Consider the following 14,707-nt stretch of genomic DNA (forward strand, 5'->3'; position numbering starts at 1 on the left):
TGAAACATGGTAGAAGAACAGAGGAGAATGCCAATGAGTTGGCCATATAAATGGCACTCAAGGCGTTCTTTTTTGATCGTTTTGCATTCATCGATTTCAAAGAATGACTTCCATGTTTTAAATAAAATCTCAATCTGCCAACGCAGGGAATAGAGGGAATGGACATAATCAGTGGGGACTTCTTCTGGCGATGTGTTCGTGATATAGACGTTCATTCCCATCAAACGCTTACTTTTCTCCTTCATGACAATGCCTTTCTTCTTTTCACGTATCGCTTGGTTTTTCAAGCGTGTTTGCGTTTGGTCGTCGGTTAAACGATGAATCATGACACGTGCTGGAAGCTTCTGATTTTGGCCCATGTATGCCTCGGGGATTTCTATCGTTTCACCAGGGGGTAGACCAGACAACATTTGTGTCATATCAAGCTGGATGTATTCGGTTTGCTTTTTTAACGTGCCATTGTTGAAGTATTCGGGCTCAGGGTTCTTGATATAAATGCGTGTATTCAGCTTCAACCGCGAGATAAAGTAAGCCTCTTTATCATGAATGGCTTGTAAGTCTCCTAAATCGAAGTAACCAAGATCACGCAAACACAAATCGCCTGCCTCTACGGTTTCAAGGCAGATGGTACCGTATGTTTTATCATTATTCTTTCCTGGTCCAAGTTGCACGTTAAGAAATTGACCACTAAGTAAATCATATTCCAATTGGATTTTCACGCCTGCCGTATTACTACTCCCACCAGAACCTCGATAGTCAGTGGCGAAATGATCAGGCAGTTGAAAAACTGTCGCATCTAAAATACGGATACGATTGAAAGTAGAGATTATGTGTGCAGAAAGCGATTGATTTGAACAGAGTTTTTGTGTTAGGAGTGAAGTAAAGACTTCTCGGAGGAATGAGACAGCTGCTGGATTAAAGCGTTGATTCAGGCCTTCTGGGCTTATTAGTACCCCCGTCGAAGCCTCTAAACGACTACATAAGTGCGTGAGTGATGTACTAGCGACTTCTTGGCAGAGCCAAACGCACAGGGCGATAAGTCCATTTGCTTGATACTTACTAGATCGCTGTACAAATCCCACCTGTTTGGCAGTTTCTTGTATGACAATTGGAGATAGAAAACGTTGTAATTCTTGTGCAAAAAGTGTCAGTTCACTGGAGATGATAGGATTTATAAAAAAACACCTTCCTTTCTCGTAAACTTCTTACAATAAGAATAGCGTTTTTTCATTCTTGAAGGTATTGTTTAAACTTAGCTTGATGGGCATGGGGTCCTGCCGACAAAACGCGAATACGCTAAGACAATTTTTGGAATAAAAAGCCCTGGATTTTCTACGCTAAGTAGAAGATTCAGGGCTTTGTTTGAAAAGACTTATCTTAATTGTTGAACACTTTTTTTAATATCTTTTTCATCATATTGTTTAACAGTTAGCCAAGGTTCAATTAGCATTTTTAAGTCCTGTTGAAATATGGTAGAATCCGCATTAATTATCCGATTATTCGGTTCGATAATTTACAACGATTGTAAATTTTTATACATATGGCCCCTTAATCCTCGAATCGTTTCCGTGCCCCTAATAAAGTTGTATCGTTTTGAAAAAAGATTGATTGATTGATGGGCTATATTTGCTGTGAAATGTTGACTATGGGGAAAGGTAATAAATATATCTTTAATAGTGTGATTTACAAGGTTGATCCGGAGAAAGCTGTGTTTAATAATAAAACGGTTAAATAACCTGACCCAAAATTCTATTACAATGCGTCTTTCCCTCATACCGTCAATAATAGTGGTAAACATAGTCTAATTGTTTCTGACGGTGTAGATGTTGCAATAGAAGTAAAGCCTGATATAGCTAATTTTCATGAACTCCAAAGAAGATTAGTGCAAGGTATATCAGTAAAAAAATTGCGTCGACGAGTCAATACACTTATTTACGAAAATTCTAAGCCAGAATATATACGCAATCATTCAAAACAGGTCCCTTTTTTTATTTTTAGTATAAAGGCTAAAAGTAATATTGATGACACAATTAGAGAAATCAAGACATATTACGAAGAAAATGACGTTCCTATTTTGAACAAATAGATTGTATAGTGGTATTAAACAAAGGAATTATTATTAATTATAAGTATAAAGATTATATCCTTGGATCTCTACCTATACTGATGAACAAAAAGCAGGCTGGTTCTTTGAGGAATGGGGCGACAACACTCTTGCGGGATTTCTTTTGTATTTGGATTTGTCCTATGGAGCTTCAACTGATTTGAATGAAAGTTATTTAAACTACTATTTACTATCTGGGAATTATAATACTAGGCCGGTATAGAAACTTGAGCATCCAGTTGGGGTGCTTTTTTGTCTGAGTTTTAATGAATTTAAGATGATGATTGAAAAAGAGAGCGGGTGTCAGACACCGATTGATAACTGGAATTTAAAGACTAATAGCTCATTTACAAACTATTCAGTTAAATACATAATTAGGAATATTATGAATAAGGAGGGATTACATGTATAGAAAATCACTAACAGTACTATTAGCTGCGGGTATGGCTCTATCAACTGGTACAGTATTTGCACAAACAAACGGGGCAACAAATGCCCAGTCTGACACAGCTTTTGATAACAAAGTTATCAAAAAAATTAGTGCGGACAATATGTATAATACGATTGCCTATCTATCAGAGCAACCGAGGGCTGCTGGTACAGAAGGGGAGCTCCGTGCAGTCAAATACATAGAAAGTCAGTTTAAGAGTCTTGGTTTTGAAACAAAGGTTCAGCCTTTTCCCATCTATGATACGGTGCAAAATGTAAAAGTGAAAATTGGTGACAGTGATTTAGGAGGAACACCGCGTGCCATTAGCGGCAGTATCAGCGGGAAGGTAACGGCCGAACTTGTTAATGTTGGAAAAGCAAAGCCAGAGGAAGTTGGAGAAAATGTATCTGGGAAAATTGCACTAGTTGAACGTGGGGACATTACCTTTGTTGAAAAGGTTCAGAATGTCCTAAATAAAGGAGCGGTTGGCGTTTTAATGTACAACAACTCACCATCAGGAAATAATTTCGGACAAGTATCAGCGGGGCAAAATATACCTGCTGTAGCCATTACCCAAGCCCAAGGTTTAGAGTTGGTCGAACAGCTTAAAACTAAACAAATCACGTCAACTCTGGAAGTGGGAAAAGCTGAAAGAATCGAAAAGACATCCTACAATGTCATCGCTTCCCTAAAACCAAAAGCCAATAAGGATAATGGTCAAATCGTTACTGTTGGAGCCCATCATGATTCTGTCCCGGGCGGCCCTGGTGCAAACGATGATGCTTCGGGTGTATCAGCTGTGCTGGAACTGGCAAGGATCCTGGCCAAAACGCCAATTGACACTGAAATTCGCTTCCTCACGTTCGGATCTGAGGAAAGAGGGCTCGTTGGATCATCCTTCTATGCAGATTCCCTTCCCAAAGAGGATGTAGACCGCATGGTGGCTCACTTCCAAATGGATATGATAGGCGGACGTGATGCTGGCGAGGATAATCCTGCAGGTGGTTTGATTATGTATACCATTGATGGAATGAAAAACCTTGTGACGGACCTGGGTTCCTCAGCAGGGGCCAGAACGATGGATGTTGCGATTCCTTATGGACAGCTGGGCAGGAGTGACCACCAACCATTCCATGAACTTGGCATTCCATCCGCCTTGTTTATCCATTCCCCTGTAGAGCCTTGGTATCACCAGCCTACAGATACACTGGATAAGATATCGAAAGAAAAATTGCAGCAAGCAGCTGAAATTGTCGGTGCCAGTGTGTATCAAATTGCCCGTCCGGAAACTCCGGCATTAACAAATGCACGTGTAGCACCTGTCACGGTAGACTATGATTTTGATGACCGTCCGGTAGATTAAATACTTCATTGTACAGAATTACGAGATTAATAATGGATCTTGGAGAAAATCAGGAGGGCAGCTGTGTAGTTTACAGATGCTCTCTTCTTTTTATCGGCCAGCGCCTCGTGCTTAATTTTTTCACTATAATTAAACACTAATAATCAGGAAAAAGACCATATAAAAAATAAAACGCAAACTTCAATTTTTTGAAAAAGAGCAGCGCCCTATTAAAGTTCACCAAATAAATCGGTGGTTAGGATGCTTCTGATATATTTACGGTATATCGTAATTTTTCTAACCTTCGGACCGAATTGCGTACAATAGAAGCTTGCTAAACTAAGTTGTTTGACACATTGTACGAGACCAGTGCTTTTTACCGATTTAGAAGCGCATGGAAATTATTTATAAATACTAATATGCTTATGAAGTGATGAAAATAGGATAAAAATTCAGTCGTTATTAACTGAAAATTCTTAATTCACACAAAAATAAAGTGTATAATATTATAAAACAGTTATCTAAGTTTGTGGGTTACTATCTCTTAATAAGGAGGCGATACTCTTAAACATGTATGGAAATTTATTTTTTAGAAAAGAAATATTAGTAGGATGCAGAAAAGGAGAAATTTATTAGTCTAGAAAGGAATTAAAGCAGCTAGTAGACGCTGGTAATGCGGGTTTAGGTATTGCGTTTCCACCAAGTCGTTCATGGTTTATTTTATTGGATTCGCTCCTATTGCAGCACTAGTTTCGGAAGGTCAACTTTATGTAGCATTACTTACTGGGGGAGCTTATCAAATTTTATACAGACTATTTTTAAAGATGTGATTTGTTCAACGTAATAAAATTAAAGCGCTTTCAACAGAATTTGTTCAGCCCATTAGCCAGTCATTTCGTGTTGTATTCAATTAAACTATGTATTTTAATATATACAAAAAATCACTATATATACATACTGGAGGTTTTAGGATGAAAAAGAAAAAAGCATTATCCGGCCTGATGGCTGTGAGTTTACTAACAGTAATTCCGTGGAGTTCTGGACATGCTGAGAAACCTCAATGGACAAATGTGAATACATATGAGGAACAGGACGGAAGCAAGTTTAATAGCGAAAACTATGACTTTGTGAAATTCTCACAAATTGGTTCCAAATTAAAAGAGCTTGAAAAACTTTCAAACCGTGTGAAAGTTGAAGTCCGTGGAACATCAGCTGATGGAAACCCACTCTACGTTGTCACGATTGCTGACCCAACAACGCAAGGGAAGTTTGGAAAAGTGAAGGCACTTAGAAAGCAAATGTTTAAGAATCCAGGCAAAGCTCAAGAATGGGTTGCCAATAATCCTGACTTTAAAGTTCCAATCATGATTAATGGTTCTATTCATGGGACTGAATTTGTCGGAAGCGATGCAATCCTTCAATTAATTGAACGTTTTGCTACCCAAAATGATTCAACAACCAAAGACGTTTTAAAGAATAACATTCTTATTTTCAATGTCGTACAAAACCCAGATGGACGGATTGATGCCACCCGCTTTAATGGCGAAGGAATTGACATAAATCGTGACTTTATCACCCAGTCGCAGCCAGAAACAAAAGAGATGGTTGAGCTCATTAAAGAATGGAATCCCATGGTGTTCCTTGATACTCATGGTTATGTGAAGAATTATCAGCCAAATCTGCAGGGGTTAATTGAGCCTTGTACGCCACCGCATAATCCTAATTACGAGTATGACTTATACGGAAAATGGGCCTATAAACAGGCAGAAGCGATGGAAGCGGAAATAATGAAGGATCATGGGAACTATTCAGGATCCTTGTATCAAAACATGAAAGGTACCTATATTCCGCTGCGCGACGATTCCGCTGGCTGGGATGATTACCCACCAATTTTCACACCAATGTATGCGATGTACCATGGTGCTTACGGTCATACATTAGAAGCTCCAACAAATGATTGGGATGGCGTACGATGGATGTATAATTCGATTATGGGGGCACTGAAATTTGCAACAGCTAACAAGCAATCCATGATTACTGATCAAATTGAAGTTTTTAAAAGAGGAATTAACTTTGACCCTCCTTTTCATAAGGAAGGGCTGTTTCCAATAGCCTACATACTTCCACTAGACCCTAAGGATCCGACTGTTACGAATAAGGCAGTAAATCATTTGATCAATAATGATATTGAAGTTGTTCAAGCTGTGAATGCATTTGAATCGGATGGAGTGTCATATCCAAAAGGAACTTATCTCGTTGAGATGGATCAGGCGAAAGCCGGATTAGCAAACACGATGCTCTGGGATGGGGAAGACATCACGAACGATACCCCAGCAATGTACGACATTTCCGCATGGAGTTTACCGGAGCTTTGGGGATTCGAGGCAGTACCCACACAAAATCCTATTAAAGTTAAAGCAACGAAAGTAAACCAGATTACAGGTCAAGGAACGGTTTCAGGAAAAGGGCCGTTTCTGATTCCGAACAGCTCTGTCCAATCGGTAAATTTAGTAAATGCATTGCTTAAGCAAGGAATACCTATTGTACGTGATGCACAAGGCAACTTCTTTGCAAAAGCAGTAGCTAATCAGGTATCAGCAGCGGTGAAAGAATCTGGGTTACAAGTTGGAACTGCTGAGGTACCAGTAGATGCAGTGGCTATTACGTCTTTAAAAGTGGCTATATTAAAGGATGGAGGTATGGGTAAACAGAAATCACACGCAGGAACAAAGCTCGCTTTGAAAAGACTAGGTTTTGATGTGACAGAAGTTACGCCAGTCGAAGTGGCTAAAAATAGCCTCTACGGTTTTGATATTTTTGTCTATAGTGGAACGGAAAGTCTCATTTCTACCAACCTATCTCAAGCTAATAAAGAATTTGGATTACAGAGCGACGGGCAACTTAATGCGTTTAAAGAAAATATGACAAGCTTCTTAAATGAAGGAGGCAAATATATAGCTGTAGGTGCTGGTGCATCTAGAGCAACTAAGACACTTGGTCTTACAGACGACATCATTAATGTAGGAGGTTCCAACAGTAATGGTATCGTAAAAGTCGATTATGAGGGAACCGGTTTAACAGCAGGATATGGTGAGGATGATATCGGCTTTGTCTATCGTCCAACATGGTTCACGGGTACGGATAATGATGAAGTCGTCGCGACCCTTGCAGATTCAGATAATTTCTTCGTAGCTGGTCACTGGAAAGATAACATAACCGCCAAGGGCCAAGCCGTAATCGTAAAAGAACAGAATAAAGATGTAACTCTTATTGGGTTAGAAGCAGGTTTCCGCGACCACCCGGATTACTTGTTCCGTCTTCTATCAAATGCAATTTTTGAAAAATAGTAGAAATAGCCAAAGCCGGATTCAGCAATGAATCCGGCTTTGGCTATTTAAAAAATGCTAAACGCTTGATAATTAAAGTGATTTCATTTCTTCATAAAAGAAAATAATTTATGTAAAGGTAGCTTTTTTTTGTGGGTGTGCAAAATAATTCTTTAAATATACATAAATTATCGGTCAAAGTGTTAAGAGCATATTTTGACCAATCTTTTTCAAAATATGCTCTTTCTATTTATTTATCAAGGTTATTTGTATTAATTTGATCAAACTTTTTTTCAAAGCTACAACTAGAGATTGTTTATGCCGCTACCCTCTCTGAAATCTTCACGCAGTCTTGTAATGGCTTTGCCTTCATGCGTTCTCTCCACGATCTTGTCCGCTTAAACTCTGCAAAGGACCTCATGTTGTTAAAGATAGGTTTCCACTTTTAGATTTTTTGAATCAAAAAGGATCATTGAAGTAAACAAATTTGGAAAGAATTTTATTGCCTTTAATATTTTTGAATGTTTCTTTCACTTCTTTTTCTGTGCTAAATTCAAACACCTTAATATTTTCTTTTAAATAGAGAGTGATGATAAACATTTGAATAGCTTCCAAGTCACAGATGTTTTTTTGTATATTCTGTAAATTGCTAGTGAATTTAAATCAAGCCAATTGACAGGAAATTTCGTAACTTTTTTTGGTGTACACGAATCCCTCTAAAATGATTCTCGCTGTGCGTACCACTTTAATAGCGCGTATGTGTCCTGCCAGGAAATCAACTTTTGTTTCCATTATCCCCGCCGGGTGGGCTAATCGGAAAATTTCCTGTTTAATGTTCACCATTTCAGATAGAATCGTTTCCTGTAAATAAGCTCCTGCAGTTGCACAGATGGCCCCTGTAATAGCGAGCGCTTGATGAGGCTTTTGCATCGACATCATTCTGATCATCAAATCCATCTCTGAAGCTTTTTTTTCCGATCCTGTTTGATCGACGTAATCCATAGAAGGAGCAATAATGGTCATTTTCGGCACAGCAGGAGATTTGATCGTTGCGGCGTTCTTATCGGCAAATTGACACATTTCCGCTGCAATTGAACGGATTTCTTCTAGTTCATTTAATTTTTTCTGTGAAAAATCAGCGGGCAATTCGCTTCCTGTCAAACCGATATCCTTAGCTCTTACAAAAACGAGTGGATTGGCGACGTCAATAATTGAAACGGGAATAAGTCGGTTCTTCGTTTTAATCATATCAATCGGATTTCCGGTTGGGAAAAGTTTTCCAGTTACAGCTCCTTCGGCACGATTAAAAGAAAGGTAGATGGGTGATCCAGTCCCAGGAACGCCTGGAATGGAGCAACTTCCTTCTGTTTTCACTTGTCCATTTTCAACTTCAACTTCTGCTATAATCAATTTTTGTGTATTTGTATTAAAAATTCTTACCGTTGTAACAGGCTCCTTTGCCGGAATTAATCCTTGCTCAATCGCGTATGGCCCGACCGCAGATGATATATTTCCGCAATTCCCTTTAAAATCAACCATTTGATTATCAATGCTTATTTGAGCGAATGTGTACTCCACATCAAAATCTGGCGAATCGGATTTTTTGATAATTGCTGCTTTACTAGTCAGCGAATTGGCTCCACCAAGACCATCAATCTGCCTCTGATCTGGGCTACCCATTACATCGAGTAAGAAGGCATCCCAGTGCAAGGGATTCGAAGGCATATGTTCAAAATTGAAAAAAACACCTTTACTTGTTCCACCGCGTATTACAACTACTGGTACTTTCATTGCATTAACCACCTTTATATAAATTAATTCACCACTACCGGTTCCTTTGAAAGTATAGTATGATAAATTAAATTATAAGTAAAATAGATATTTTCTTTTAAAAAACAAAAAAAATTTTTATAATCTAATTAAATGGGGTGGGTAGTATGGACGAAAAAGATTGGACCGCGATAAGGGTATTATATGAAGAAAAAAATATTACCCGTGCCGCAGAGCGTTTATATATTTCGCAGCCAGCGCTAACGTATCGACTTAAAAATTTAGAAAAAGATTTTGGAACAAGTATTTTTTATAAAATCAAAGGTGGGATTGAGTTTACTTCTGAAGGCATACATTTAGCTGGTTATGCAGAAGAAATGGTTAAAAAGCTACAAAAAACGAAAGATTATATGTTAAATATGCAAAATGAAGTGAGAGGCACGCTACGTCTGGGTGTTTCTAGTAATTTCGCTCAATATAAGCTCCCTAAAATATTGAAAAAGTTTTCAACCCAATTTCCTCATGTTCAATTTAATGTCAATACAGGATGGAGTACAGAAATCATGCATCTTCTTGACGCTTCTAGTGTTCAATTAGGAATATTACGTGGTAATTATGAATGGTATGGAATCAAAACACTTCTACACAAGGAAAGACTTTGTTTAATTTCTAAAAAAGAGGTGGATCTTGAAAATTTACCGGAGCTTCCGTTTATTAATTATAAAACAGACAGCTCCTTAAAAAATTTGATGAGTGGCTGGTGGCATGACAGATTTTCAGAACCCCCATTAGTTACTATGGAGACAGATCGGCAGGAGACGTGCAAAGAAATGGTTAAAAACGATCTTGGCGTTTCCATCTTGCCAGAAATATGCATGCAGCCATCTGATAACCTGCATACATACGGATTATCCTACAAAAATGGAGAACCTGTATTAAGAAATACATGGTTAATGTATAACCAGGAATCATTAAAGCTATCTTCCGTAAAAAACTTTATTGATTTTTTAAATAAAAATGCCAATCTTTAATGAAAAAGCACAATGAAATGCCGTCTATTTCATTGTGCTTTTTGTTGTTTTCATAAGGGATTATAAGTTTTTTTTTATAAATACATAAAAAATCATGTATTTTACTTATTTAAAAATTTGTACTATTCTTAAAAAACAGAACAATGAGGTTGGTAAATAATATTAAATATTTTTTCCTGCCTACTTGTTCCATTTTGTAAGCGATTTCTTTATAGGAGGGAATATTATTCTTACTTTTCTTGGAATTTCAATGGTCGTTATCTTTACTTACTTAATTATGTCCAAACGTTTGTCTCCAGTTACAGCCTTGACGATAGTCCCGATTGTCTTTGCCATTATTGGTGGATTTAGTACCAAACTCGGGGACATGATGCTTGAAGGTTTAAAAGTTGTTGCACCTTCAGCTGCTTTGCTATTATTCGCCATCTTGTTTTTCGGAGTTCTGATTGATGCCGGATTATTTGATCCCCTTATCAAGTCGATGTTAAAAATTGTGAAAGGAGATCCAGTTAAAATAGCGATAGGAACTGCGGTAATCGCAATGACTGTTGCCTTAGATGGCGATGGAACCACGACACATATGATTACTGTTTCTGCTATGCTGCCGCTTTACTTGAGGCTTGGTATGAATCCCCTTATTCTTGCTACCATATCTATGCTTTCCGTAAGTATCATGAGTGGTATGACTCCTTGGGGAGGACCTGCCACAAGAGCAATAGCATCTTTAGGTCTGAATGCAAATGAATTCTTTGTCCCGATTATCCCAACATTGTTAGCAGGAATGGCTTCAATTCTTTTTACCGCATATGTACTTGGGAAAAAAGAGCGTAAAAAGCTTGGTGTTGTCCATATCAACACTGCTCCTGAAATGAAATTAGCTCTTGGTGAGGCAGCGGTAGCTTCCGTCATAGATGATGATTTAAAGCGTCCTAAATTAATATGGGTCAATCTTTTATTAACGATTATAGTCATGGTTATTCTTGTAATAGGTTTAATACCGGTACCTGTTTTGTTTCTAATAGGTTTTGTGATTGCTTCAGTCATTAATTATCCAAATTTAGAGCAGCAAAGAGAGCGAATCGTGGCCCATGCTGGAAACGCTATAACTGTAGTAACCTTAGTATTTGCGGCTGGTATTTTCACTGGGGTTTTTTCAGGTACTAAAATGGTTGATGCCATCGCAAACTCATTAGTGGCCATCATTCCGGATTCTTTAGGTTCATTCTTCCCGACGGTCGTTGCCTTGACTAGCATGCCATTTACATTCGTTTTATCCAATGACGCTTATTACTTCGGCGTTTTGCCTATTCTTGCTGAAGCAGGAGCCGCATATGGAGTGAGTCCTTTAGAAGTTGCCAGAGCATCAGTACTGGGTCAGCCTATACATTTTTTAAGTCCACTCGTGGCATCGACTCTTTTAATAGTAGGAATGGTAAAAAAAGATATCGGGGAACTACAGCGATATGCATTTAAATGGGCTCTTATTAGTTCATTAGTCCTTATCATTGTTGCTATTTTGACGGGTGCTATCACTTAATTATCAAACCTTAAGTGAAACGGGGCTGTCGTATAAACCAATTTTACTGGTTTTTGCGACAGCCCCGTTTAAGTTACAGAAAATTAGTCAGCCGCTTGAATAATTATTTTTACGATTGTTTCCGCAAGTTTCATAACCGTGTATAGACGAGTATCATTTAAAAATTGCATAGTTGGTAACGGATCTATATAATTGACCATCCCTACAATATGATAATCTCCCACATCAGGCAAAACTTTTTTAAGGGCTTTCCCAGGTACAAGAGGTCCTTCTTTCAAGAAAACATAACCCACTTGATTTTGATTACCTAAACAAGCATCCACACTAAAAATAAGTGGTTTTTTAAATAGTTTATTAATTTCTTTTAATGTTTCTTCTAAATTAAATGCATGAACAGGTTTTTCCAATGTGCCATAAACACGATAAGGCACTTGATGTTCTTTAAGCATCGTCCCAACTAAAGGGCCCAATGAATCTCCTACAGAACGGTCTGAACCAATGCAAAGAAAGATAATATCTTCATTTTGATATCCAGAAGATTGAATAATATCTTTCATTTTTAATGCTAATATATCTAGATTTCTTTCGTGCGGATCCACAGGATACCTCTACTCCTTTTTCTTGTAATGGGACTCATCTCGATTCTCCTTACTACTATTATACGAACAAAATAAATCCTATGCATGTAAAGTTAAGCGGATGTTTGAGAATATAAGTGCTTTGTCTGCTCCCGATGATTTAACAACCTGAAAAATGGTGGCAATATAATACACACAATAATAATTCGAAGTACTTGCACCACTACGATAAATGTAGAGTCTGCATTTAGTAAAACAGAAGTAGTTGTCATTTCAGCAATACCACCAGGAGCGAATGCAAGAACAGCGGTAATAAGAGCGATCCCCGTTACTTTTGAAACAAAAATAGCACAAATAATCATAGAAAAAATAAGACCAATCGTACTTAAAAAGGCGACAATTATCGTCCGCTTTAAGCCTATAAACATGTTTTTATCAAAACGGGAGCCGATACTTGCCGCAATAAAAACTTGCGACAAAATGATCACTTCATGCGGCCACCATGAAACCATATCATGACCCATATACAATGCGCTTAATGATTGAAAAACGGCAACTCCAACCATACTTCCGATCAACCAAGGAGCTGGAAATTTTAAATACTTGCCTAAGCGGTACCCGCCGTATGCAATTCCCATTAATACTACAGTCCAAAGTAGCTTCTCCACTTCAAAGTGTGATCTAGTATGAGCAGGAAGGATGACGTGATCTACTGGATTGCTCGCCCATGAAGAGACAAAAATTGGAATAATAAGTATAACTAATAAAACACGCATTGTTTGGATAATACTGACGACAGCAGTATTTGCCCCTACCTCTTCCGCAATCCCTGGCATAGCGGACAATCCGCCAGGAGCCGTTCCAAAAAAGCTAGTCAGCATATCAGTTTTACTATACTTCCAAAGAATAAAACCAGAAAGTAAAGAAAAAAAGATAGATAGAATAAGCATGAGAATAATGGTCAGCCAATGTTCACTAAAAATATGCAAAAAAGACAAGTTTATTTTCTGTCCTAATTCAATTCCTAAAATACACTGCCCCATAAATAGCCAGTATTTTGGCACTCCCCTTTGGTCGGCATCTTGCCTAAGTAGTGATGGCTTCAAAAATGACAGTAAGGCTGCCAACAGAAATGTACCAATCATCCATCCAATGGAGAGACCTGTCAACGAGAGAAAAAATCCGCCTAAGCTACTTATAGCTATAAACCAAACGTTTCGAATAAAAGTGTTTCTTTTCATATAAACGGCCTTCTTTCATCCAATCTAAAATAAATCACTGCTACATCAAATTCATACAATAAATATAGTATAATCATAGAAATAAATAAAATATTGAAAAATTATATTAAACCATAAATAAAAGTTATTTCTAATCATTCAGGGGTGAAATTTATGGATGAAAGAGACTGGATAGTTCTACAAACTCTTTATAAAGAGAAAAATATAACAAACACAGCTAAAGTATTGTATATTTCTCAGCCTGCTTTGACGAATCGATTGAAAGCGATGGAAAAACAATTTGGAGTTCGAATCGTTAACAGAGGCCGCCGCGGAGTTCAATTTACCCCACAGGGTGAATATCTGGTAAAAAGTGCTCAGGAGATGTTAAGGAATATCCAAAAGATAAAAGAAACTGTTCTAAATATGGAGGATAAGGTATCCGGTATATTGAGATTAGGTGTATCAACTTTCTTTACCGATTATAAACTCCCTGGGCTATTAAAGCTTTTTAAAGACCAGTACCCTGATATTGAGTTTATGGTAACAACAGGTTTGAGCAGTCATATTACCCATTTAATGTACAATCAAGATGTACATATTGGCATTGTAAAAGGGGATTACAGCTGGAAAGATCAAAAGAAACTGCTCTTTGAAGAAAGGATTTGTATCGCTTCTAAAGAAGAAATTGATATTAGCAGTCTGCCAACTTTACCGAGAATAGATTATCACACTGATCCTTTACTAAAAACCACAGTGGATAATTGGTGGACTGAAAACTATTCCCGGCCGCCATTAGTCAGCATCAATGTCGATAAAGCTGATACATGCAAAAAGATGGTTGCGAATGGTTTAGGTTACGCAATTCTGCCAAGCTTGATATTGAATGATTTGGAAAATATCCATAAATTTGAGATTAAAACAAAAAATGGGGAGGAAATTATTCGTAAGACTTGGATGTTCTACCATAAGGAATCTTTAGAGTTGAATATTGTAAAAGCCTTTGTTGAGTTTATAGAAGGAATGGACATGCGAAGTATCACGTAGTCACAAAAAGAACATTGTAGTCTTTGTGCAAGGGAAGGATGGCATAAGGGTCGATTCATTTCATTGAGAAATGCTATAAATTATCATATCACGTTTGTATAAGTATACTAAAACGAACGCAAACAATAAAAAGGAAAAGAATCACCTTTTAGAGAATGTTATAAGGGCTAGTTATGTTTCGTAGCATTAAAACAGAAACCGCCAATAAAAATAAAGTGTTTCAATAAAAATAAACCGACCAATAAAGGAGGGCACTGAAAAAGTCCCTTCGGGCCAATAGAGGTAGTTTTTCTCAGTTTATTCTGAGGAAATCTACCTTTTT

General features: G+C 37.6%; 10 protein-coding genes and 1 pseudogene. 5 read left to right on the forward strand and 6 right to left on the reverse strand.

What is annotated here, in order from left to right; genetic code table 11:
- Nucleotides 1-1,175: IS4 family transposase (locus ACFX4L_RS23245; protein WP_377406380.1), on the reverse strand; the 1,175-nt coding region annotated here is incomplete at its 3' end.
- Nucleotides 1,176-2,508: 1,333 nt separating this feature from the next.
- Between ACFX4L_RS23245 and ACFX4L_RS23250 the strand changes: the two genes are divergently transcribed.
- Both ACFX4L_RS23250 and ACFX4L_RS23255 read left to right on the forward strand, forming a co-directional pair.
- Nucleotides 2,509-3,897 (forward strand): M28 family peptidase, encoded by a 1,389-nt coding sequence (locus ACFX4L_RS23250; protein ID WP_377406361.1) that lies wholly within the window; start codon nt 2,509-2,511, stop codon nt 3,895-3,897.
- A 950-nt stretch (nt 3,898-4,847) separates the two neighbouring features.
- Nucleotides 4,848-7,223, forward strand: coding sequence for a M14 family zinc carboxypeptidase (locus tag ACFX4L_RS23255; protein WP_377406363.1), 2,376 nt, complete (start codon nt 4,848-4,850; stop codon nt 7,221-7,223).
- Nucleotides 7,224-7,528: 305 nt separating this feature from the next.
- Here ACFX4L_RS23255 and ACFX4L_RS23260 read toward each other — a convergent pair.
- From ACFX4L_RS23260 to ACFX4L_RS23270, 3 genes and pseudogenes are all read right to left on the reverse strand, one after another.
- Nucleotides 7,529-7,635: pseudogene (locus ACFX4L_RS23260) on the reverse strand (recombinase family protein); the annotation flags it as partial.
- A 26-nt stretch (nt 7,636-7,661) separates the two neighbouring features.
- Nucleotides 7,662-7,802, reverse strand: a complete 141-nt coding sequence (locus tag ACFX4L_RS23265) for a hypothetical protein (protein WP_377406366.1) — start codon at nt 7,800-7,802, stop codon at nt 7,662-7,664.
- A gap of 63 nt (nt 7,803-7,865) precedes the next feature.
- Nucleotides 7,866-8,993, reverse strand: a complete 1,128-nt coding sequence (locus ACFX4L_RS23270) for a 2-methylaconitate cis-trans isomerase PrpF family protein (protein ID WP_377406368.1) — start codon at nt 8,991-8,993, stop codon at nt 7,866-7,868.
- 146 nt (nt 8,994-9,139) lie between these two features.
- Here ACFX4L_RS23270 and ACFX4L_RS23275 point away from each other — a divergent pair, with 146 nt between their 5' ends.
- Both ACFX4L_RS23275 and ACFX4L_RS23280 read left to right on the forward strand, forming a co-directional pair.
- Complete coding sequence (locus tag ACFX4L_RS23275; RefSeq protein WP_377406370.1) at nt 9,140-10,003, forward strand: LysR family transcriptional regulator; 864 nt, start codon at nt 9,140-9,142, stop codon at nt 10,001-10,003.
- Nucleotides 10,004-10,229: 226 nt separating this feature from the next.
- The gene (locus ACFX4L_RS23280; RefSeq protein WP_377406382.1) at nt 10,230-11,540 is read left to right on the forward strand and encodes a CitMHS family transporter; all 1,311 of its coding nucleotides are present in this window, start codon (nt 10,230-10,232) and stop codon (nt 11,538-11,540) included.
- 83 nt (nt 11,541-11,623) lie between these two features.
- Here ACFX4L_RS23280 and yyaC read toward each other — a convergent pair whose 3' ends face one another.
- Nucleotides 11,624-12,139, reverse strand: coding sequence for a spore protease YyaC (gene yyaC, locus ACFX4L_RS23285; RefSeq protein WP_377406372.1), 516 nt, complete (start codon nt 12,137-12,139; stop codon nt 11,624-11,626).
- A 92-nt stretch (nt 12,140-12,231) separates the two neighbouring features.
- The gene (locus ACFX4L_RS23290) at nt 12,232-13,359 is read right to left on the reverse strand and encodes an AbrB family transcriptional regulator (protein WP_377406375.1); all 1,128 of its coding nucleotides are present in this window, start codon (nt 13,357-13,359) and stop codon (nt 12,232-12,234) included.
- Nucleotides 13,360-13,512: 153 nt separating this feature from the next.
- On the opposite strand from ACFX4L_RS23290, the gene ACFX4L_RS23295 reads away from it, so the two are divergent.
- Complete coding sequence (locus tag ACFX4L_RS23295) at nt 13,513-14,385, forward strand: LysR family transcriptional regulator (protein ID WP_377406378.1); 873 nt, start codon at nt 13,513-13,515, stop codon at nt 14,383-14,385.
- Nucleotides 14,386-14,707: the final 322 nt, after the last annotated feature.

It is taken from the genome of Peribacillus sp. YIM B13482 (assembly GCF_042787975.1).
Lineage (GTDB): Bacteria > Bacillota > Bacilli > Bacillales > DSM-1321 > Peribacillus > Peribacillus simplex_A.

Bases quoted from the DNA above. Each gene is read 5' to 3' on its own strand.
- ACFX4L_RS23270 (WP_377406368.1), bottom strand. From the start codon at position 8,993: ATGAAAGTACCAGTAGTTGTAATACGCGGTGGAACAAGTAAAGGTGTT.
- ACFX4L_RS23265 (WP_377406366.1), bottom strand. From the start codon at position 7,802: ATGTTTATCATCACTCTCTATTTAAAAGAAAATATTAAGGTGTTTGAA.
- ACFX4L_RS23275 (WP_377406370.1), top strand. From the start codon at position 9,140: ATGGACGAAAAAGATTGGACCGCGATAAGGGTATTATATGAAGAAAAA.
- ACFX4L_RS23295 (WP_377406378.1), top strand. From the start codon at position 13,513: ATGGATGAAAGAGACTGGATAGTTCTACAAACTCTTTATAAAGAGAAA.
- ACFX4L_RS23255 (WP_377406363.1), top strand. From the start codon at position 4,848: ATGAAAAAGAAAAAAGCATTATCCGGCCTGATGGCTGTGAGTTTACTA.
- ACFX4L_RS23250 (WP_377406361.1), top strand. From the start codon at position 2,509: ATGTATAGAAAATCACTAACAGTACTATTAGCTGCGGGTATGGCTCTA.
- ACFX4L_RS23290 (WP_377406375.1), bottom strand. From the start codon at position 13,359: ATGAAAAGAAACACTTTTATTCGAAACGTTTGGTTTATAGCTATAAGT.